Source organism: Mycoplana sp. ABR4_002 (assembly GCF_056159645.1).
Genome location: NZ_JBSWVO010000001.1, coordinates 2,345,522 through 2,365,387, shown reverse-complemented (window position 1 = coordinate 2,365,387; position 19,866 = coordinate 2,345,522). Strand labels below are relative to the sequence as shown.

The window sequence follows — 19,866 nt, the reverse complement described above, 5'->3', positions numbered from 1 at the left end:
GCCCAAAAGCGACGTTGGTTGCGGCAGTGCCGGCGACATTGCGGCCAGCTGCACCTGCGAGGGGGCGTCGGGGCTACCAGATGCCGCGGCGGACGCCGTTCCAGAGCCATTGCCATATCGGCGGATGGTACCATTGGCGCGACTGCGCCACATGGACCTCTTGCGGGCGGAGTTCGCCCGACAGTGCGTCGGCCACCGCTCGGACCGCAATCCCGGCGCCGGCCGCGGTCAGCAGCAACGGATAGGTATGCATCGTGTCCCTTGCCGCTGGCGCTACCCGCGCCTGGTAGAGCACGGCGCCGGTGTCGACGCCGGCGTCGACCAGATGAACGGTGGCGCCGAAGTTCTTCTCGTCCCGCATCACCCGCGCCCAGTAGCCGCCCTGCTGGCCGCGATAGGCCGGGTTGATGCCGGCATGGAAGTTGAGGACGGGGCAGGGCACGGCCGCAAGCGTCGCCGGTGTCAGGATGCGGCAGCTGACGAGAAACAGGACGGCCGGCCTCAGTTCGGCGAGCAGACGCCTGAACTCCGGGCCGTTGGCGCTGTCGATCTTCCGGCGGACGAGCGAGGGATCCTGCTGCGGATCGACGGCGAACTGGCGGACGATCTCCTCGGCGCGGCGGCGCGCGAGCGGCTTGCCGAATTTCGACGCCGCCATGGTCGCCATCTGCCCGATCGCCTGCGGCCAGCCGAAGCGCTTCGCCTTCTGCCGCAACATCTGCTTCTTCGATTCAGAGCGCTCTTCGATGATGACCAGGTCGGAAAATCGGTGCTTCAGGGCATTGATGAGGATTTCGGGGTTGGGGCCGCCCTGGGTCAGGACGAGAACGCGCGGACCGGTTCCGGGCGCTGCGCCTGTCGTCTCGGACAGGGCGCCGGCGGCTCTATCCTCCGCCTGCTGTCCGTAAAGTGTCGCGTCCACCATGCATGCGCCCGCTTGTTCGATCCGAGGAACATTCCTCGGACCAAGCAAGGCGCAAAAAGGTTACGATTCCCTGAGGTTCGAGCCTAAAGCTCGGCCATTGCGCCGGTGAGGTCGCCGTAGCCGGTGAAGCGGTACTCGTATTCGAGCCCGAGATAGGCGGCGGCGTCCTTCGCCTTCTTCTGCAGCTCCTCGTCTTCCAGTTGCGAGAGGTAGACGAGCTTGCGGTAGTTGCCGAAATACATCGGCAGGAGCTGCGGGTGCCGGTCGAGCCCGAGCGGCTCGATCACGAAGGCGTTGAACTGACGGGCAAGGAAATCGGTCAGGAAGAACGAGGTGACGTCGTCGTCTCGCGCGGCGAAGGCATCATTGCCGGTGAAGAACGAATAACAGTGCGGCCCTTCGATCCGGGCGACGCCCTCGCGCCGGCACAAGGCATCCAGCGCGCCGCCGGTGCCGCAATCGGCATAGCCGACGAAAATCCGCTCGATCCCCTCCGCGCGCGCCCCGGCGATGGCGGCCTCCAGGCCAGGCGTTATCTTCTCCGGGTAGGCGTGCCAGATGGCCGGCAGGCATTGGAGGTCGATATGGTCGAGGTGGTTGGCGTCGCGGATGGCGATGATTTCGCGCGCAATGGCACCGCATGCAATTACGCGAACTTTTTCTTTGTTCGCGCGTTGAAGCGGGACCTTTTCGCCCCATACTTTTTTTGTGTAAGCCGCGTCCATCGAGAGGAGCTCCGACCATGACCGCAAATACCGTGACAAAGATCAGCTTCGTCCTGGCGACTCTGCTCACCTTGAGCGCCTGTGGCAACACCATTCGCGGCATCGGGCAGGACGCGGCCAATACCGTCAACGCTACCGAGGACGCCGGCAGGCGCGTGGCCCGGGCCGCGCAATAGCAGTCAAGCGCAAACCGGCGGCGTGCGCGAAGGGGCGCCGCCGCCGGTCTTGTCTCAGCCCGCCAGCGCGTTGTGCTTGCGCTTCATGAAGTCCTTGGCGGTCTCGACGGCCACGGCGGCATCGCGGCAGTAGGCGTCCGCGCCGACGGCCTTGCCGAATTCCTCGTTCAGCGGCGCACCGCCGACGAGAACGACGTAGTCGTCGCGCAAGCCCTTTTCCTTCATCGTGTCGATAACGACCTTCATGTAGGGCATCGTCGTCGTCAGCAGGGCGGACATGCCGAGGATGTCGGGCTTCTCGCGCTCGATCGCTTCGAGATAGTTCTCGACCGGGTTGTTGATGCCGAGGTCGACCACATCGAACCCGGCGCCTTCCATCATCATGCCGACGAGGTTCTTGCCGATGTCGTGAATGTCGCCCTTGACGGTGCCGATCACCATCTTGCCCTGCTTCGGCGCGCCGGTGGCGGCCAGAAGCGGGCGCAGGATCGACATCCCGGCCTTCATCGCATTGGCTGACAGCAGCACTTCCGGGACGAACAGGATGCCGTCGCGGAAGTCGATGCCAACGATGCGCATGCCTTCGACCAGCGCCTGGGTCAGGATGTCGTAGGGCGCCCAGCCGCGCTCGAGAAGGATGTTGGTGCCTTCCTCGATCTCGTCCTTCAGGCCGTCGTAGAGGTCGTCGTGCATCTGCTGCACGAGTTCGTCGTCGGAGAGTTCCGCGAGAATGATTTCGTCGTCAGCCATCGTGTTTCCTCGTCTCCATTAGGCGCGGCAATCGTATGTCAGTGTTAGCGGGGTTGGCCGTCCAATCCGATGTTGAAAGCGACGTCGCGCAGCGCGAAAAACGACCAAGTCCACCCTTCCATGCATAGTGGCCGCCTTGCCGGATTGACAGGCCGGCAGATGGCGGCGAATTCGGGAGCGACATCGGTATCCCGCGTGCGCCACGTGTTGGCGCATTGAGGCCCGCCCCGAGTCGATCACTTGCTAGCATATGGGCCACAGGCGCCGCAGCGCCAGGCGAAACTTGAGGAAACACGACATGAGTTTGACGACAGATCAGCCGGAAGGCGAAGGTGGCGGTCGCCGCGCGCGCGGCGAGGGTCGGGGTGCAGCAGCGCGCCGCGCATCACGTTCCGGCGGCGGTCCTGGCCCGTCCTTGCCCTATATCACGCGCAAGATCCGCGAATATGAGGTGCTCGACGAGGAAGGCCTGCAGCTCATCGAACGCAACGCCGACACCGTGCTCGAGGAGATCGGCATCGAGTTCCGCGACGACGCGGAGGCGCTGGCGCTGTGGAAGGAAGCCGGCTGCGAGATCAAGGGCGAGCGGGTGCATTTCCCGAAGGGGCTCTGCCGCGAACTGATCAAGACCGCGCCCAGCACCTTCACCTGGCATGCCCGCAACGGCGCCCGCAGCGCCCAGATCGGCGGCAAGGCGACCGTGTTCGCGCCGGTCTATGGCCCGCCCTTCGTGCGCGACCTCGACGGCAACCGCCGCTATGCGACGATCGAGGACTTCCGCAATTTCGTGAAGCTGGCCTACATGGCGCCGTCGATGCATTCGTCCGGCGGCACGGTGTGCGAACCGGTCGACGTGCCGGTGAACAAGCGCCACCTGGACATGATCTACAGCCACATCAAATACTCCGACAAGCCGTTCATGGGCTCGGTCACCGCGCCCGAGCGTGCCGAGGACACGATCGCCATGGCGAAGCTCGTGTTCGGCGAGCAGTTCGTCGAGCAGAACACGGTGACGCTGAACCTGATCAACGCCAACTCGCCGATGGTGTTCGACGAGACCATGGTGGGCGCGCTCAAGGTCTATGCCCGCCACAACCAGGCCTCGGTGGTCTCGCCCTTCATCCTGTCGGGCGCGATGAGCCCGGTGACGGTTGCCGGCACGCTGACGCAGATCCTCGCCGAGGTTCTGGCCGGCGCTGCGTTCACCCAGCTCATCCGGGCCGGTTCACCGGTGCTGTTCGGCACCTTTGCCGCCTCGATCTCGATGCAGTCCGGGGCGCCGACCTTCGGGACGCCGGAGCCCTCGCTCGTCTCCTACGGCGCCGCCCAGCTGGCCCGCCGCCTCGGCCTGCCGTTCCGGACCGGCGGCTCGCTCTGCGGCTCGAAGATTCCGGATGCGCAGGCCGCGCACGAATCGTCCAGCACGCTGAACATGACGCTGCTCGCCGGAACCAACTTCGTCCTGCACGCGGCCGGCTGGCTCGAAGGCGGCCTGGTCAGCTCCTACGAGAAGTTCATGATCGACCAGGACCAGCTCGGCATGATGCAGAAATTGGCCGCGGGCGTCGACCTTTCCGAGAACGCCCAGGCGATGGACGCCATTCGCGAAGTCGGACCCGGCAGCCACTATCTCGGCTGCGGCCACACGCAGGCGAACTTCCAGACGGCCTTCTACCGCTCGCCGCTGGCCGACAACAACTCGTTCGAGCAGTGGGAAATCGAAGGCAGCAAGCGCATCGAGGAACGGGCCAACGCCCTGTGCCGATCCTGGCTGGAAAGCTACGAGGCGCCGTACCTCGACCCGGCGATCGACGAGGCGCTGCTCGAGTACGTCGCCAAGCGCAAGGACTCGATGCCCGACGCCTTCACCTGAAAGGCTCCCGAACGCGCCAGGGAGCAAGGCGGAGCTGCTAAGGTGGCCGACATGATCCAGAAGGAGGTCTGGCGGCCACACTACGAGCTGCAGGGGCCGAAGCCGAAATGACGGCCAAGCCCGGCATGAGCGAACTGGTCCGTGCGGCTTTCGAGCCGCACGGACTTTTTTTGCGCGGGGTCGTCAACTTTGACGGCGGCGAGGCCGCGCCGCTCTTGGCCGACGGGCGACAGGCGGCGAGCGTGGCGCTCATCGGCAACGTCGGCAGCTCGCTCTGGCCGGCGTTCCGCGCCTGGCGGGCGACCCGGCCCGACGGCGGCGGAACCGATCCACTGGACGCCTGGTCGAAGGCGGTGATCGGCCGCGTGGCGCGCGACCTCGGCGCCACGGCGTGGTTCCCGTCCGATCCGCCGTGGCAGCCGTTCCAGCGCTGGGCGATGCGGGCCGAGGGACTGCGCGCCTCGCCGCTCGGCATCCTGATCCATCCGCAATTCGGCCTCTGGCACGGCTATCGCGGCGCGCTCGGTCTCGCCGCTCGGCTCGATGCACCGGCGAGGCGACACGACCATCCGTGCGACGGCTGCGCCGACAAGCCGTGCCTGGCGTCCTGCCCGGCCGGGGCCGTCGCGGTCTCGGGCTTCGATGTCGGGACCTGCCGCGACCATCTGCGCAGCAGCTCGGGGCAGGGCACCTGCATGCGGTCCGGCTGTCTCGCCCGCAACGCCTGTCCGGTCGGCGCCGGCCATCGCTACTGCGAAGAGCAGTTGCAATTCCACATGAACGCGCTTTCCCTGTGACGGATGCCCCACCGGAAGAGGGAACGCGAATGAAGCACTTGCTGCGCCACCTGTCTGTTGTCGTGGCGGCAATGGCGATGGCCGCGCCAGCCGCCGGCACCGCCGTGGCCGCGTGCCGGGATGTCGCGCACCTGTCTGCGCGCTATACCGTCTGCAGCTTTGATCCGGCCATCGACACGATAAGGATCGTTGGCGTGCCGGACGGGGCGGGCGCTTCGGCAAGCTTCTGGTCGGTGCGCGACATCCTGCGGGAAGACAGGGAATTCATGGTCTTCGGCATGAATGCCGGCATGTACCACCCGGACTTTTCGCCGGTCGGCCTGCTGGTCGAGAACGGCAAGATGCGCAGGCCGCTGAACCACGCCACCGGCACGGGCAACTTCTTCCTCAAGCCGAACGGGGTGTTCTTCGTTGGCGATGGACGGGCCGGGGTGATGGAGACCGAGACCTTTGCCGCGGCCCGGCCGGAGGTGGCCTACGCTACCCAGTCCGGGCCAATGCTCGTCATTGACGGCACGATCCATCCGCGCTTTCTGCCGCGAAGCGACAGCCTCAACATCCGCAATGGCGTCGGCATCCTGGCCGACGGGCGCGTGGCATTCGCCATCTCGCGCGCGCCGGTGCGGTTCCACGACTTTGCGACGCTGTTCAGGGACGAACTTCGATGCCGGAACGCGCTATATCTCGACGGCAGCATTTCCAGCCTCTACGCGCCGGACGTGTTGCGAAACGACCGCTTCGCGCGAATGGGGCCGATGGTGGTCGTTGCCGGTGCGCTGCCGTACTGAACGCCGGCTTCAGGCCTTGGGGTAGGCGTTGGCCAGCCCGCCGGACCGGCTGAGGCCGGCGCGGAAGGCCTGGTGGACGGCGTGATGGCTCGATCGCGCCGCTTCCATCAACCGGCCCTGCAGCCGCGCCGGGGCCTCCCGCCCGATCCATTCGCCGAGCCGTTCCAGCTTGAGCGCGTTGACGAACGGTTCCCGTGCGGCGCGATCGAGATGCAGGTTCAGGCCTTCGACGAGGCTTTCGTCCCTCTGCTGATCTTCCATCAGCAAGTGCAGAAACGACTGCTCCGCCGCGCCGAGCCCGGACAGCTTGTCTGCGATCGTTTCCCTGTCGGCAACGGTGGCATCTGCAGCGTTCATCGGCCCGGTCTCCTCAGCGAATCTGTCTACCCGAATCTGGATAGGACAAGGGCTCCGCAGGCGCAAGGCGCGAGAACTGCCCATCCCGGACCGGGTCGCGGCGTTTTCCGATGTGTAGATTAAAAATCCAATATTGACAAAATGGTCAGAAATGTGGATGTCGACATCATGCTTGAACATTCCTCCAGCCAGGCCCTGATGGCGCTGCACGGACCGGCGGCGGCGGCGATCAGCGCGCTGCTTTATCCTCACGCCGAAGTGGTCCTGCACGATCTGGCGACGCGAACCATCGCGGGAATCTGGAATGCCTTCTCTGGACGCAGGCCGGGCGCCGATTCGCTGGTCGAGGACGACTTCGCCGAGCCGGGGGAGGCGACGCTGCTCGGCCCCTATGAGAAAATCGGCGCCGACGGCAGCAGGTTGAAGTCTGTGACGGCGGTCCTGCAGGACGGAGCGGGCCGATCGATCGGCCTGTTGTGCGTCAACCTCGACGTCTCGCGTATCGACGCGGCGGTGCGGCTGCTTTCGGCTTTCGCCGGCACGCCGGAGCCGCAGCCGGCCTCGCTGTTTTCGGGTGACTGGCGCGAGGCCATGAATGCCGCCCTCCACGACTGGCTGAGGGAGCGCGGCCTGTCGCTCACGGCATTGAAGCGCGCCGACCGCGTCGACCTCGTCGCCGCGCTCGACGCCCGCGGCCTGTTCAAGACGCGCAACGCCGCCGAGCACCTTGCCAGCCTGACCGGCACCTCGCGCGCTTCCATCTACAACTATCTCGCCGATGCCCGCCGCGAGACCAGCAGGGAACCCCAATGATGACCACGCTCCCGGACTTCCGCCTCGAGACCCATTTCTCACGCTGGGAGTTCACCGCCCGCCACAACATGGCTGCCAGCGACTGCGAGACCATGGAACTTTCCGACCTGCTCAAGCTTGCGGACGACGACGACCGCGAGGCGTGGGATCGGGTGACGCTCGGCTACACGCCGACCTGGGGCTCGCCGGAACTGCGCGAGACAATCGCCGCCACCTATGACGGGCTTTCGGCCGCCGACGTGCTGACCTTTGCCGGGGCTGAGGAGGGGCTCTATTGCGCCATGCTGGCCCTGCTCGGGCCGGGCGACCACGCGATCGTCACCGTCCCGAACTACCAGTCGATGGAGACGCTGCCGGTGCGGGTCGCCGGTGCGGTGACCGGGGTGCCGCTGCGCCCCGAAAACAACTGGCAGCTCGACCTCGACGACGTGCGCCGCGCGCTGCGCCCCGAGACCAGGCTGATCGCCGTCAATTTCCCCAACAACCCGACCGGCATGGTGGCCGACCGCGAAATCTACGACGGCCTTGTCGACCTGTGCCGGCAGCGCGGTATCCATCTCTTCAGCGACGAGGTCTATCGCGGGCTCGAGCGCGACGCGTCGCGCCGGCTGCCGCAGGCGGCCGAGCTCTACGAGAGGGGCATGTCGCTGAATGTCATGTCCAAGGCCTACGGCCTGCCCGGCCTGCGCATCGGCTGGATCGCCAGCCGCGACCATGCCGTGCTGCAGCGCATGGAGCGGATGAAGCACTACCTTTCGATCTGCAATGCCCGGCCCTCCGAGGTGCTCGCCAACATCGGGCTGAAGGCGCGCGAGACCCTGCTTGCGCGGACGCGCGGGTTCTGCGCGGCGAACGCCGACACGCTGGCGGCGTTCTTCCAGGCCCATGATCATCTCTACGCCTGGACGACGCCGGATGCCTGTGTCGGCTTCGCCCGCTATCTCGGCGGCGACGGCGTGGAGGAGCATTGCCGACGGCTGGTCGAGGAGGCTGGCGTGCTGCTCCTGCCGTCGAGCCTGTTCGTGTCCGAGCTCCTGCCGGTGGCGCAGGACCGGTTCCGCGTCGGCTTCGGTCGAAAGGAGATCCAGCCCGGGCTGGAGGCGTGGAAGGCGTTCCTGGATCGGGCCTACGGGCGCTGAGCGCCCGCAAACGGCTGCAGGTGGCCTTCCGACCGGGCGCGGCCGGAAGGCGATGGCTGGGTCAGCCGCGGGCGCGGCGGCCCCGTTCGCGCACCGGCGCGGGCGCGGCCTCGTTCGCGCTCTTGTTGCGCAGCGGCCCGATGACCTCGATGATCGTGTCCAGCGTCGGCCGTTCGCGCGGCTCGTGCGCGTCGAGCGCCTGACGCATGGCGGCAAGATGCTCGCAGGAAGTGCCGCAGCAGCCGCCGATGATGCGCGCGCCGGCGTCGCGGGCGAGCCGCGCATATTCGGCCATCAGCGGCGGCGTGCCGGAATAGTGGATCTCGGCGCCGCGATACTCGGGAATGCCGCAGTTGCCCTTGACCACGATCGTGGCCGACGGATCGGCGCCGGTCATGTCGAGCAGCGAGGAGAGGATGTCGGAGGCGCCGACGCCGCAATTGGCGCCGACCGCGAGCGGACCGGAGCCGATGTCGCCGGCAACGCCGTGAATGTCCTTGGGATGCAGGCCCATCATCGTCTTGCCGGCGGTGTCGAACGAGCCGGTGTAGACGAAGGGCAGCCCGACCTTGACCGCAGCCTCGGCGGCCGCGCGGATTTCCTCCGGCGAGGACATGGTCTCGATCCAGGCGACGTCGGCGCCGCCGGCCTTGAGGCCCTCGATCTGCTCGACGAAGGCCGCGACCGCGTCCTCGTAGGTCAACGCGCCGAGCGGCACCAGCAGCTCTCCCGTCGGGCCGACCGAGCCGGCGACGATGATCTTGCGCGCGTCCTTGTCGGCGACGGCGCGCGCGATCCCGGCGGCCGCCCGGTTGAGCGCGAACACCCGGTCCTGCGCCTGGTGCAGTTTCAGCCGGTGACGGGTGCCGCCAAAGGTGTTGGTGAGGATGATATCGGCACCGGCGTCGACGAAGTCCTGGTGCAGCTTGGTGATGTTTTCCGGCCTTGACTCGTTCCACAGTTCCGGCGCTTCGCCGGCCTCAAGGCCCATGGCGAAGAGAGAGGTCCCGGTGGCGCCATCGGCAAGCAGGAACGGCTTTTCGGCGAGCAGGGCCGCCAACGCGTTGGTTGTGGGGGTCATCTGGCTATTTCCTCATCATGCCGGGGACGGTTCGCCGCGCGGTATCGTGCGCCACGAATGACTTAAGGATATAAGCATTTCTTTATATGATGGCAACCCTGCTTGCGCATGACCGGGGCGCCATGGGCCGAATCAAGAAGGGCGCCCTGCGGGCGCCCTCGTTTGCCGGCTAGGCCGCCTGGGGATGGTCCTCGTGGCTGGTGGGCGTCACCATCGAGGCGATGATCGCGTTGAGCGTGATCGATCCGATCGGACGCTTTGTCTCGTCGATCACATGCGCGACCGACTGGTTCGCGTCGGTCATCGCGCGCGCCGCGGTCTCGAGCACCGTGCCCTTTTCGATCGGCATGCCGTCGGGACCGCCCGAAAGCGGCGCCATGATCGTCTCGACGTTGACGACGCGGCCGCGGTTCACTTCCTTGACGAAGGCGGTGATGTAGTCGTCGGCGGGCCGCAGCACGATCTCCTGACCCGTTCCCTGCTGCACCACGGCGCCGTCCCGCAGGATGGCGATCTTGTCACCGAGCCGGAGCGCCTCGTCGAGGTCGTGGGTGATGAAGACGACCGTTTTCTTCAGTTCCTTCTGCAGGTCGAGCAGCACCGTCTGCATGTCGACGCGGATCAGCGGATCGAGCGCGGAGTAGGCCTCGTCCATCAACAGGATCTCCGCGTCGTTGGTCAGGGCGCGGGCGAGGCCGACGCGCTGCTGCATGCCGCCCGAGAGCTGGTTGGGGTAGTGGTTCTCGAAGCCGGCCAGGCCGACGCGCTCGATCCAGTAGCCGGCGCGCTTGCGGCTTTCCGACGACGGAATGCCCTGGATTTCCAAACCGTAGACGGTGTTCTCGATCACGGTCCGGTGCGGCAGCAGCGCAAACTTCTGGAACACCATCGCCGTCTTGTGGCGGCGGAACTCGCGCAGGTCGCTCTCGTTCATGCGACAGATGTCGACCCCGTCATACAGCACCTCGCCGGCGGTCGGCTCGATCAGGCGGTTGATGTGGCGGATCAGCGTTGACTTGCCGGAGCCGGAAAGGCCCATTACCACCATGACGCCGCCGGCGGGCATCGAAATGTTGATGTCCTGCAGGCCGAGCACGTGGCCGTACTTCTCGTTCAGTTCGGCCTTGGAGAGACCGCCCTTCACCTGTTCGATGTAGTCCTGCCCGCGCGGGCCAAAGATTTTGTAGAGATTCTTCACTTCGATTGCATGACTAACCATGTACGACCTCCGAATGCTTCTGCAGCCGTCTGCCGTAGGCCTGGCTGGTTCGATCGAAAATGATGGCGATCGCGACGAGCGCGAAGCCGTTGAGAAACCCGACGGTAAAGAACTGGTTGTTGATGGCGCCGAGTACGTTCTTGCCGAGACCGCCGACGCCGACCATCGAGGCGACGACGACCATCGCCAGCGACATCATGATCGTCTGGTTGATGCCGGCCATGATGGTGGGGAGCGCCAGCGGAAACTGCACGTTCTTCAGCTTCTGCCAACTCGACGAGCCGAAGGCGTCGGCCGCTTCCAGCACCTCCTTGTCGACCAGGCGGATGCCGAGGTTGGTCAGCCGGATCATCGGCGGAACGGCGTAGATGACGACGGCGATCATGCCGGGCACCTTGCCGATGCCGAAGATCATCACCACCGGGATGAGGTAGACGAAGCTCGGCATCGTCTGCATCACGTCGAGGATCGGATTGATGATGGCCTGCACCCGGTCGAAGCGCGACATCAAGATGCCGATCGGAATGCCGATGAGGACGGCGAAGATCGTGCAGACCGTGGTCATCGCCAGCGTGATCATCGCGTCGCGCCAGAGGCCGAACAGGCCGATGAGAAACATCGCGGCGGCGGTGCCGATCGTCACCTTCGCGCTGCGGCTGCCGGCATAGACGACGACCAGCATGATCGCCATCACGAACGGCCACGGGGTGGTGACGAACAGACGCTCGAGAAAGTTCAAAAAGACCTGCAGCGGATGGACGGCCGCATCAATGATGGAGGCATAGGAGCGCACCAGCCCCTTGAAGCCGTCGTCGATGACCTTGCGGCCCGCGCGGATCGTGGAATCGCTCAGCGCCGGAAACTCGCAAAGCAATGCCGGCATGTAGTCACACAATGCCATTTCCGTCCCCTTGTTCTGCCGGCCGCGTCATGGACGCTCTTAATTGTTGTTGTCGTTCCGGCGATTGTCCTCTTGTCACATGAAGCGGCGCGCATTCATGTGCTGTTTGCGACCTAGGTTTTCCTCATACCAATTTCGCGGCAGGTCATGGTTCCGTGGCGCGGGCGGGAGTGGACGGGCGCGCGTGCGCCGGTCCGCCCCGCAGGCCGCGTCACAGCGCGGCCTTGACCTTCTCGGCGACTTCCGGCGTGACCCACTTCGACCACACGTCGGGATAGGTCTCGAGGAAATGCTGTGCGGCGTCCTTGTTCGTGCCCTGGTTCTCCGACATCCAGGCCAGGACCTTGCTGACCGTCTGGTTGTCCCACTGGCGGGTCTTGACGTAGTCCATCGCGACGCCGGCTTTCTCGACGAACTCCTTGGTCGCGATCGTATAGACGTCGGCGACCGGATAGGCGTTGAGCTTCGGGCTCGCGCAGTCGGCGACGGCGGTGCAGGTATCCCATTCCTTCTTGTCGTGTTCCACGCCGAAGGGAAGCTTGATCATCTCGTACTTGCCGAGGATTGCCGTCGGCGCCCAGTAGTAGCCGAGCCAGCCGGTCTTCTTTTCGAACGCGTTTGCGATCGAGCCGTCGAGGCCGGCGGCCGAGCCGGTGTCGACCAGGTCAAACCCGTGCGTCTCCCCGTCCAGGGCGTTGTAGATGTTGGCGGTGGAAATCTGGCAGCTCCAGCCCGGCGGGCAATTGAACACCGCACCGCGCGAGGCATCCTCCGGCGCCGGGAAAAGGTCGGGATGCTTCAACGCATCCTGTACGGTCTTGATGTCGGGGTGGGCGTCGGCCAGGAATTTCGGGATCCACCAGCCCTGCACGCCGCCCTCGGACAGCAGCGGCGCTGCCTGGATCAACCGGCCCTCGGCGACCGCGGCCTGCAGCGCCGTGCGCACCGAATCGACCCAGAATTCCGGCGCCAGGTCCGGCTGCGCCTTTTCGTTCATCGAGGTGAAGGTGGGCATGGTGTCGCCCGTCACCAGCGTCACGGTGCAACCATAGCCGCTCTCGAGGATCATTTTGTCGACATGCGCGGCGACGCCGGCCGAGGCCCAATTCATCTCGGCGATCGACACACTGCCGCAATCGGCAGCCTGCGCGGACCCGGCAAGAACGTAGACACCTGCGGCGAGGACGGTTGAAGCGAACAGCTTCTTCATGGTCGTAAGACCTCCCAGTCTTGGTGCAGTGGTCATCTGGGCAGGCGCAGGGCACTGCAACTCCTGTCTGCCGTCGTCTCCTGTCTGCCGTCGCCGCGTTCGACAGGCCCGGTCGATAAGCGGTCAGGCAAGTCGATACTCTGCTTGCGTGACATACCTGTCTCGCCCCGCTCCCCGGCGACCACTTCGCCATTGGGCCGAGCGCATTTCGATCGCAGCGTCAGCGTAAGGATTCCGACAAATAAATCAACCTTTCAGGGGTGGCCGGCCGGCCGCATCCGGGGTGCCGAAATCGGGAGCCTGGCATCGAGTGGCAGGCCGACCGCAACCGCAGTGCCGCCATGGGCCGGGCCGTCGCAGCCGAGCCCGCCGCCGGCAATGGTCCGCCGGGTCATAAAATGCTTCTGCTTCAATTATTCAGGCGTGATTCACCATTGCTTAAGCTCTCAATAACGATCCGGTAACGATGAGCGGCTATTGCTGTGTTCACGGCAGCGAAGCGACTGCCGGTCCCCGGATCAGGTATCGCGTACCGGGGTCGATTTCGCCGGTGCGTTTTTCCGGCCTTGTCCATGTATCGGACCAGCCGCGGGCATCATTGCGATGTGCTGCGGCTTTTTCTTTTCGAGCCATCCCCTCGATCGGACGCATCGGTGCCGGATCCGGCCGGCGGCCGGGGCGCCTGACCGCATCGGCGCGGCGCTTTCAGGACTTTGCCGCCGTGCGGGCCGATGCTAGGGAAGGCCGATGACACGCAAGATCATGTTGCAGGGAACGGGCTCCGATGTCGGCAAGACGGTACTGGTCGCAGGCCTGTGCCGGATCGCCGCCAATCGCGGCCTGACGGTCCGGCCGTTCAAGCCGCAGAACATGTCCAACAATGCCGCCGTCTCCGCCGACGGCGGCGAGATCGGCCGCGCCCAGTGGCTGCAGGCGCTGGCGGCACGGGTGCCGTCCTCGGTCCACATGAACCCGGTGCTGCTGAAGCCGCAGTCGGACACCGGCAGCCAGATCGTCGTGCAGGGCAAGGTCTACGGTCAGGCGCGGGGGCGCGACTACCAGGCGCTGAAGCCGAAGCTGCTCGGCGCGGTGATGGACAGCTTCGAGACGATCGGCGCGGGCGCCGACCTCGTGGTGGTCGAGGGCGCCGGCTCGCCGGCGGAGATCAACCTGCGGCCAGGAGACATCGCCAACATGGGCTTTGCCACCCGGGCCGGCGTTCCGGTCGTTCTCGTCGGCGACATCGACCGCGGCGGCGTCATCGCCTCGCTGGTCGGTACGCAGGCGATCCTGGCGCCGGAGGACCGCGCCATGGTGACCGGCTATCTGATCAACAAGTTCCGCGGCGATGTCAGCCTCTTCGACGACGGGATCGCCGCCATCGCGCGGCACACCGGATGGCCGTGCTTCGGTGTCGTGCCCTGGCTGAAACACGCCCGGCACCTGCCGGCCGAAGACTCGGTGGTGCTTGAGCGGCTGACCGCCGGGCGGCCGGGCGCGCTGAGGGTGGCGGTGCCGGTCCTGTCGCGCATCGCCAATTTCGACGACTTCGACCCGCTGCGCCAGGAACCCGACGTCGATCTCGTCTTCGTGCGCCCGGGCGAGCGGATCCCGGCCGATGCCGGGCTCGTCGTCCTGCCAGGCTCGAAATCGACCATTGCCGACCTGAAGGATCTTCGCGCGCAGGGCTGGGACCGCGATCTCGTCCAGCACCATCGCCGCGGTGGCCGCATCATCGGCATCTGCGGCGGCTACCAGATGCTGGGCCGGCGCGTCGCCGACCCGCTCGGCATCGAAGGCGGCGAACGGGCGGTGGAGGGGCTCGGCTTCCTCGATGTCGAGACCGAGATGGCGCCGGCCAAGACGGTGCGCAACAGCAGCGCCCGGTCGCTCGCCTATGATGTGCCGCTCGACGGCTACGAGATCCATCTCGGCCGCACGAGCGGGCCCGACTGCGCTCGGGCCCCGGTCGAGATCGCCGGCCGCCCGGACGGGGCAACCTCGTCCGACGGCCGTGTATTCGGCACCTATCTGCACGGGCTCTTGTCCAGCGATCCGTTCCGTGCCCGGCTCCTGGCGGAGTTCGGCATTGCCGGCGGCGGTTTCGACTACCGCGGGGCGGTGGACGCGGCGCTGGATGGGGTGGCCGCCGAACTCGAGGCCGCCCTCGATCCGCGCTGGCTGGATGCGCTGATGAAAAGTGACTGAGAAACGACGATTATCCCAGCGCGCCGGGCCGTCATTTCCAGTGGACTAGTCTGTAAAGCCGTCATCTTCATCCGGCAGGGTAGCCACCAAAGTTGCGCCCGATTCCGATGCAAATGCCTAGAATGGCGTCCAGCCGTGGCGGACGCCCGCAGTGTGAAAGGGAATTCTGCATGACCAGCGCTCATTTCGCAAAACTCGGTCTGACGGCTCTGCTCGGACTTGTCCTTGCTGGCAGTCCCGCGGTGCGGGCGGAGGACGGCAAGCCCGGCGTCAGCGCCAGCAAGCGGTGGGAATCGGAGTTTTCTCTGTGGCAGAAGGTTTCGTCTGGCAGCGATCCGGCAGGCTATGAGGACTATCTCAAGCAGTATCCGAGCGGCACCTTCGCCTCGATGGCGCGGCTGCGCCTGGCCGAACTGAACGCGGCAGGGGCCGCCAAGGCGGCAACGGGCGCGCAGGGCGCGGCCGCCGGCAAGACGACCGGTGCAGCCACCGACAAGGAGAAAGCGCAGGCGGCGCAGAAGGCGGCCGAGGCGGAACGGCTGCAGGCAGAACAGGATGCCCGAATCGCTGCCGAGAAGGCCAAGGTCGACGAAGAGCGGCGGGCCGCCGAGGCGGCCGACCGGCGGGCGGCCGAGGCCGAGCGGCTGCGCAAGGAGCAAGAGGCGCGCGCGGCCGAGGAGGAAAGACGAGCGGCCGAAGCCAAGGCGGAGGCTGCGCGCAAGGCGGCCGAGGCCGAGCGCAAGCGCGCCGAAGCGGCGGCGGAGGCGGCGCGCGTGAAGGCCGAGCAGCAGGTGCGGGCCGAGGCAGCGCGGTTGAAGGCCGAGCAGGAAGAACAGGCCGCGGCCGAGGCGAAGGCGCGAGCGGACGCGGCCGCCGCTGAACGGGCCAAGGCCGAGGCTGCCATCGCCGCGGCAGAGGCCGAGCTCAAGCGGGCCGAGGAAGCGGCGGAGGCGCAGCGGCTGAAGGCCGAGCAGGAGGCGCAAGCGGCCGCCGAGGCCCGGGCGCGGGCGGATGCGGCCGCGCAGGCAACGGCGAACACGGACCCCGTGACGAGCGATGAGGCGGCGGACGCCGATCCGCCCGAAGCCGCCGACGGAGCCAGCGATTCCGAAGAGAGCGCCCATGTACGGCCGCAGGCCGAGCGCGAGGGCGGGTCAGGTTCCATCACCGAGGTAACGACCGGTAGCGGCGAGGCGGCCGGCGCCGAGCCGACCAAGGCCGACGATGCAGCGACGGAACGGCTGGCGCGCCGCGAGGACAACGCCTGGAGCCGGGCGGTGCTGAACGGCGACGCCGAAGCCTACCAGGCCTATCTCGGCGATTTTCCCGAAGGCAAGTTCGCGGCGGAAGCGCGCCAGCGGTTGGCGGCGCTGGAAAAGAAGCCGGCCGCGGAACGGCCGGCCGAGGAAGGCGCAACCGCGTCCAGCCCGGCGCCCCAGCCGGCCGCGCGGCAGCAGTTGCAGTCGCGGACGACGATCTACGAGACGTCGCCCGATGCACGCGAGGCCTACCTGGAGCCCGGCACGCGGGCGCAGGCGCAGCGCTGGCTGAACACCCTCGGCTACGGTACCGGCGGGATCGACGGCGTCTATGGTCCGCGCACCCGCGCGGCGATCGCCGCCTGGCAACGCTCGGCCGGTCAGCGCGCCGACGGCTATCTGACGCGCAAACAGTTCCGGCAACTGCGCGAGGCGGCGCAGTTCGTCGAGAACCGCAATCGCCAGCGGGTGGCGCGGCAACGCTACCAGCGCGACCCGTATTACGGCGGCTATCGCGTCTACGAGGGACCGGTCGACGGCTACCTCGAGGGACCGGTCGGCGGTTACTACGAAGGTCCGGTCGACGGCTACTACGAGGGGCCGGTCTATCGCGGTGGCCTCGGCATCAGCGGTCCCGGCTATTGACGGCGCCCACGCCGGTATTCGAAGGATGGATGGCGCTGGCAGTCGATTGACTTCGACGGCCGGCGGGCATAATCATCCCACTATTGGATGGTGCGCCTGTCCGGAGACGGAACGGCGCTTAAATGGGAACGTGACGGGGTGGACCCAATCAGGGCGCTCCAATCACGGCCGACCCCGCGACTGTAGAGTGGCGAGGCCGATCCGGCCGGTCGAACGACCGGCAAAGCCACTGGGTGGCGGCATGATGAACCGGGGTCTGGACGCCTCTATTTCTACGAATCGTCCGCCTTTCATGCCGCTCACAACCCGGGAAGGCGAGGAGAGGCCGTCGGCGCGAATGCGCCGGACGCCGCGAGCCAGGAGACCTGCCGGCCAATGAAGGGCATCGTGCCCGATTCCGGGAATTTTCCCCTACGCCAGCACGGAGGTTGTCATGGCTGCTTCTAACGTTTCTTCTACTTCTCTCTCGCTCAACGATCGCCTCTACGCAGGAATCACGGCACTGCTGCTCGGCGCTTTCCTGGTGTTCGGCGCTGGGCTGGCCAATTCCTCGGTGCTGCACGACACCGCGCACGACACGCGTCACTCCTACGGCTTTCCCTGCCACTAAGGGGCGCGTGACATGATCGTTCGATATCTCCTGGCCGCTCTGGTGGCCGGGCTGTTTTCCGGCGCCCTCATGACCGTGGCGCAGGAGGCGCGGGTGATTCCGCTGATCCTTCATGCCGAAGAGTATGAAGGCGGCGAGGCTGAACCGGCGCCCGCGGGCGCCGAGACCGAAGCGCAGCCGCAGGCGACCCACGAGCATTCGGCGCTCGGCATCGGCGCCGCCGTTGCCGAATTCGCCGCCTACCTTTCGCCCGTAACGCCGGCCTATGCGCATGCGGGCGAGGTGCATGAGGGCGAGGGCGGCATCCTGTTCGGCATGAGCCGCTTCTCCGGCACGCTGTTCGCCAACCTGGTGACCGGCGCCGGCTTCGCCCTGCTGCTGGCGGCCGTCAGTCTTCTGGCCGGCAATCCGATCACGGTCGCAAATGGCGCGATCTGGGGAGCGGCGGGCTGGCTGGCGGTCCATCTGCTGCCGGCGATCGGCCTGCCGCCGGAACTGCCGGGCTTTCCCGCCGCCGACCTTGCCAGCCGGCAGGGCTGGTGGCTGGCGACGGTCGTCCTGTCGGCCGGAGGGCTCTACCTGCTGATCCTGAAAGAGGGCATCGCCGCGAAGGTCCTGGGCGTCCTCCTGGTCGCCGCGCCGCACCTCTATGGCGCGCCGCAACCGGATGACCTTTCGAGCAACGTTCCGGCCGTGCTCGGAGCGGAGTTCGCCGTGGCGGCTTTGGCAACGACGCTGTTCTTCTGGATCGTGCTCGGCCTGTCGCTGGGCTTTGCCAACGAGAAGATCGCCAAGGCCGACCGATGATGACGACATCGCCCGGAGCCGTCCTGGTTCTGGGCGGTGCCCGTTCCGGCAAGTCCGCCTTTGCCGAGCGGCTGGCCGCGGAGACCGGCCTCTCGAAGCATTATATCGCCACCGGCCGCGCCTGGGACGAGGAGATGCGCGCGCGAATCGAGCAGCACCAGGCACAACGCGGCGGCGACGGCTGGGTCACGCACGAGGAGCCGCTGGCGCTTGCGGACCGCATCCGTGAAACAGCGCGCAAGGACCGGGTCCTGCTCGTGGACTGCCTGACCTTGTGGGTGACGAACCTGATGCTCGAGGGCCGCGACATGGCGGCGGCTTATGACGACCTCGCGGCCGCGATCGTGCATTCGCCCGGAAGGCTCGTGTTCGTCTCCAACGAGGTCGGATTGGGCATCGTGCCCGACAACCGGATGGCGCGCGACTTTCGCGACCATGCCGGCCGGCTGCACCAGAAGGTGGCCTCGCTTGCCGCCGAAGTCTATTTTGTCGCGGCAGGCCTGCCGCTGAAAATGAAGGGTTGAGCACATGCTCCAGCAAAAGATTCCCGCAACCGTCATCACCGGCTTCCTCGGCGCCGGCAAGACGACGATGATCCGCAACCTGTTGCAGAACGCCAACGGCAAGCGGATCGCGCTGATCATCAACGAGTTCGGCGACCTCGGCGTCGATGGCGAGGTGCTGAAGGGCTGCGGCGCGGAGGCCTGCAGCGAGGACGATATCATCGAGCTGACCAACGGCTGCATCTGCTGCACCGTGGCGGACGACTTCATCCCCACCATGTCGAAGCTGCTGGAGCGCGAGAACCGCCCGGACCACATCGTCATCGAGACTTCCGGCCTGGCGCTGCCGCAGCCGCTCGTCGCCGCGTTCAACTGGCCGGAGATCAAGACGCAGGTGACCGTCGACGGCGTCGTCACGGTGGTGGACAGCGCGGCCGTTGCCGCGGGACGCTTTGCCGACGACCACGACCGCGTCGATGCGCTGCGCGTCGAGGACGACAATCTCGACCACGAGAGCCCGCTGGAGGAACTGTTCGAGGACCAGCTGACCGCCGCCGACCTGATCGTGCTCAACAAGACCGACCTGATCGACGCCGCCGGCCTGAGGACGGTGCGCGAGGAGGTCGCCGCCCGCATCGCCCGCAAGCCGGCCATGATCGAGGCCCGGAACGGCGACGTTGCCGCCGCCGTCCTGCTCGGCCTCGGCATCGGCACGGAGGACGACATCGCCAACCGCAAGTCGCATCACGAACTGGAGCACGAAAACGGCGAGGAACACGATCACGACGAGTTCGACAGTTTCGTCGTCGAACTCGGCGCCGTCGCTGAGCCGGCCCGGTTCGTCGAGCGGCTGAAAGGCCTGATCGCCGAGCACGACGTGCTGCGCCTGAAGGGGTTCGCGGACGTGCCCGGCAAGCCGATGCGCCTCTTGATCCAGGCGGTCGGCAGCCGCATCGACCAGTATTTCGAGCGCGCCTGGAAGCCCGGCGAGGCTCGCGGCACGCGCCTCGTCGTCATCGGCCTGCACGGCATGGACGAGGCCGCCGTGCGCGCTTCGATCACCGCCGCGGCGGCCTGACG

General features: G+C 66.7%; 20 protein-coding genes and 1 riboswitch. Of the genes, 12 read left to right on the top strand and 8 right to left on the bottom strand.

All coding sequences use genetic code 11. From position 1 onward, the window contains the following. Positions 1 to 73: 73 nt before the first annotated feature. Both ACXAGF_RS11410 and ACXAGF_RS11405 read right to left on the bottom strand, forming a co-directional pair. Positions 74 to 925, bottom strand: coding sequence for a formyl transferase (locus tag ACXAGF_RS11410; RefSeq protein WP_475017098.1), 852 nt, complete (start codon positions 923 to 925; stop codon positions 74 to 76). A gap of 83 nt (positions 926 to 1,008) precedes the next feature. Next, positions 1,009 to 1,650, bottom strand: coding sequence for a DUF1638 domain-containing protein (locus tag ACXAGF_RS11405; protein WP_475017096.1), 642 nt, complete (start codon positions 1,648 to 1,650; stop codon positions 1,009 to 1,011). A 17-nt stretch (positions 1,651 to 1,667) separates the two neighbouring features. Between ACXAGF_RS11405 and ACXAGF_RS11400 the strand changes: the two genes are divergently transcribed. Further along, entirely contained in the window at positions 1,668 to 1,826 is a 159-nt protein-coding gene (locus tag ACXAGF_RS11400) for an entericidin domain-containing protein (protein WP_475017094.1), read from the top strand. 54 nt (positions 1,827 to 1,880) lie between these two features. Here the strand turns inward: ACXAGF_RS11400 and ACXAGF_RS11395 are convergent, their stop codons facing one another. Then, positions 1,881 to 2,576: a corrinoid protein gene (locus ACXAGF_RS11395; RefSeq protein WP_475017092.1), complete on the bottom strand. Its 696-nt coding sequence runs from the start codon at positions 2,574 to 2,576 to the stop codon at positions 1,881 to 1,883. Between the two features lie 298 nt (positions 2,577 to 2,874). Here ACXAGF_RS11395 and ACXAGF_RS11390 point away from each other — a divergent pair, with 298 nt between their 5' ends. From ACXAGF_RS11390 to ACXAGF_RS11380, 3 genes are all read left to right on the top strand, one after another. Further along, complete coding sequence (locus ACXAGF_RS11390) at positions 2,875 to 4,449, top strand: trimethylamine methyltransferase family protein (RefSeq protein WP_475017090.1); 1,575 nt, start codon at positions 2,875 to 2,877, stop codon at positions 4,447 to 4,449. Between the two features lie 107 nt (positions 4,450 to 4,556). Next, positions 4,557 to 5,246 carry a ferredoxin gene (locus ACXAGF_RS11385; RefSeq protein ID WP_475017088.1) on the top strand — a complete coding sequence of 230 codons (690 nt, stop codon included), beginning with the start codon at positions 4,557 to 4,559 and terminating at the stop codon, positions 5,244 to 5,246. Between the two features lie 29 nt (positions 5,247 to 5,275). After that, complete coding sequence (locus tag ACXAGF_RS11380; RefSeq protein ID WP_475017086.1) at positions 5,276 to 6,034, top strand: phosphodiester glycosidase family protein; 759 nt, start codon at positions 5,276 to 5,278, stop codon at positions 6,032 to 6,034. Positions 6,035 to 6,043: 9 nt separating this feature from the next. Here ACXAGF_RS11380 and ACXAGF_RS11375 read toward each other — a convergent pair whose 3' ends face one another. Beyond that, positions 6,044 to 6,391: a hypothetical protein gene (locus ACXAGF_RS11375; RefSeq protein WP_475017084.1), complete on the bottom strand. Its 348-nt coding sequence runs from the start codon at positions 6,389 to 6,391 to the stop codon at positions 6,044 to 6,046. A gap of 168 nt (positions 6,392 to 6,559) precedes the next feature. On the opposite strand from ACXAGF_RS11375, the gene ACXAGF_RS11370 reads away from it, so the two are divergent. Both ACXAGF_RS11370 and ACXAGF_RS11365 read left to right on the top strand, forming a co-directional pair. After that, complete coding sequence (locus tag ACXAGF_RS11370) at positions 6,560 to 7,204, top strand: helix-turn-helix transcriptional regulator (protein WP_475017082.1); 645 nt, start codon at positions 6,560 to 6,562, stop codon at positions 7,202 to 7,204. Further along, a complete protein-coding gene (locus ACXAGF_RS11365; RefSeq protein WP_475019265.1) occupies positions 7,204 to 8,343 on the top strand; it encodes a pyridoxal phosphate-dependent aminotransferase in 1,140 nt (379 codons plus the stop codon). The genes ACXAGF_RS11370 and ACXAGF_RS11365 overlap by 1 nt, the downstream gene beginning before the upstream one ends. A gap of 61 nt (positions 8,344 to 8,404) precedes the next feature. On the opposite strand, the gene bmt is transcribed toward ACXAGF_RS11365, so the two are convergent. From bmt to ACXAGF_RS11345, 4 genes are all read right to left on the bottom strand, one after another. Beyond that, the gene (gene bmt, locus ACXAGF_RS11360; RefSeq protein ID WP_475017080.1) at positions 8,405 to 9,424 is read right to left on the bottom strand and encodes a betaine--homocysteine S-methyltransferase; all 1,020 of its coding nucleotides are present in this window, start codon (positions 9,422 to 9,424) and stop codon (positions 8,405 to 8,407) included. A 169-nt stretch (positions 9,425 to 9,593) separates the two neighbouring features. Then, positions 9,594 to 10,643, bottom strand: coding sequence for a quaternary amine ABC transporter ATP-binding protein (locus ACXAGF_RS11355; RefSeq protein ID WP_475017079.1), 1,050 nt, complete (start codon positions 10,641 to 10,643; stop codon positions 9,594 to 9,596). After that, a complete protein-coding gene (locus tag ACXAGF_RS11350) occupies positions 10,636 to 11,544 on the bottom strand; it encodes an ABC transporter permease (protein ID WP_475017077.1) in 909 nt (302 codons plus the stop codon). Before ACXAGF_RS11350 ends, ACXAGF_RS11355 begins: the two co-directional genes overlap by 8 nt. Positions 11,545 to 11,755: 211 nt before the next feature. Then, on the bottom strand, positions 11,756 to 12,754 hold the full coding sequence (locus ACXAGF_RS11345; RefSeq protein ID WP_475017075.1) for an ABC transporter substrate-binding protein: 999 nt from the start codon (positions 12,752 to 12,754) through the stop codon (positions 11,756 to 11,758). A gap of 747 nt (positions 12,755 to 13,501) precedes the next feature. On the opposite strand from ACXAGF_RS11345, the gene ACXAGF_RS11340 reads away from it, so the two are divergent. From ACXAGF_RS11340 to cobW, 6 genes are all read left to right on the top strand, one after another. Beyond that, positions 13,502 to 14,962, top strand: a complete 1,461-nt coding sequence (locus ACXAGF_RS11340) for a cobyric acid synthase (RefSeq protein WP_475017073.1) — start codon at positions 13,502 to 13,504, stop codon at positions 14,960 to 14,962. A 170-nt stretch (positions 14,963 to 15,132) separates the two neighbouring features. Continuing rightward, a complete protein-coding gene (locus tag ACXAGF_RS11335) occupies positions 15,133 to 16,866 on the top strand; it encodes a peptidoglycan-binding domain-containing protein (protein WP_475017072.1) in 1,734 nt (577 codons plus the stop codon). Positions 16,867 to 16,937: 71 nt separating this feature from the next. Further along, positions 16,938 to 17,253, top strand: a riboswitch (cobalamin riboswitch). Positions 17,254 to 17,299: 46 nt separating this feature from the next. Beyond that, positions 17,300 to 17,476, top strand: a complete 177-nt coding sequence (locus tag ACXAGF_RS11330) for a CbtB domain-containing protein (RefSeq protein ID WP_475017070.1) — start codon at positions 17,300 to 17,302, stop codon at positions 17,474 to 17,476. Between the two features lie 12 nt (positions 17,477 to 17,488). Continuing rightward, on the top strand, positions 17,489 to 18,283 hold the full coding sequence (locus ACXAGF_RS11325; protein ID WP_475017068.1) for a CbtA family protein: 795 nt from the start codon (positions 17,489 to 17,491) through the stop codon (positions 18,281 to 18,283). Beyond that, complete coding sequence (gene cobU, locus ACXAGF_RS11320) at positions 18,280 to 18,807, top strand: bifunctional adenosylcobinamide kinase/adenosylcobinamide-phosphate guanylyltransferase (RefSeq protein WP_475017066.1); 528 nt, start codon at positions 18,280 to 18,282, stop codon at positions 18,805 to 18,807. The genes ACXAGF_RS11325 and cobU overlap by 4 nt, the downstream gene beginning before the upstream one ends. A gap of 4 nt (positions 18,808 to 18,811) precedes the next feature. Further along, positions 18,812 to 19,864: a cobalamin biosynthesis protein CobW gene (gene cobW, locus ACXAGF_RS11315; protein ID WP_475017064.1), complete on the top strand. Its 1,053-nt coding sequence runs from the start codon at positions 18,812 to 18,814 to the stop codon at positions 19,862 to 19,864. Positions 19,865 to 19,866: the final 2 nt, after the last annotated feature.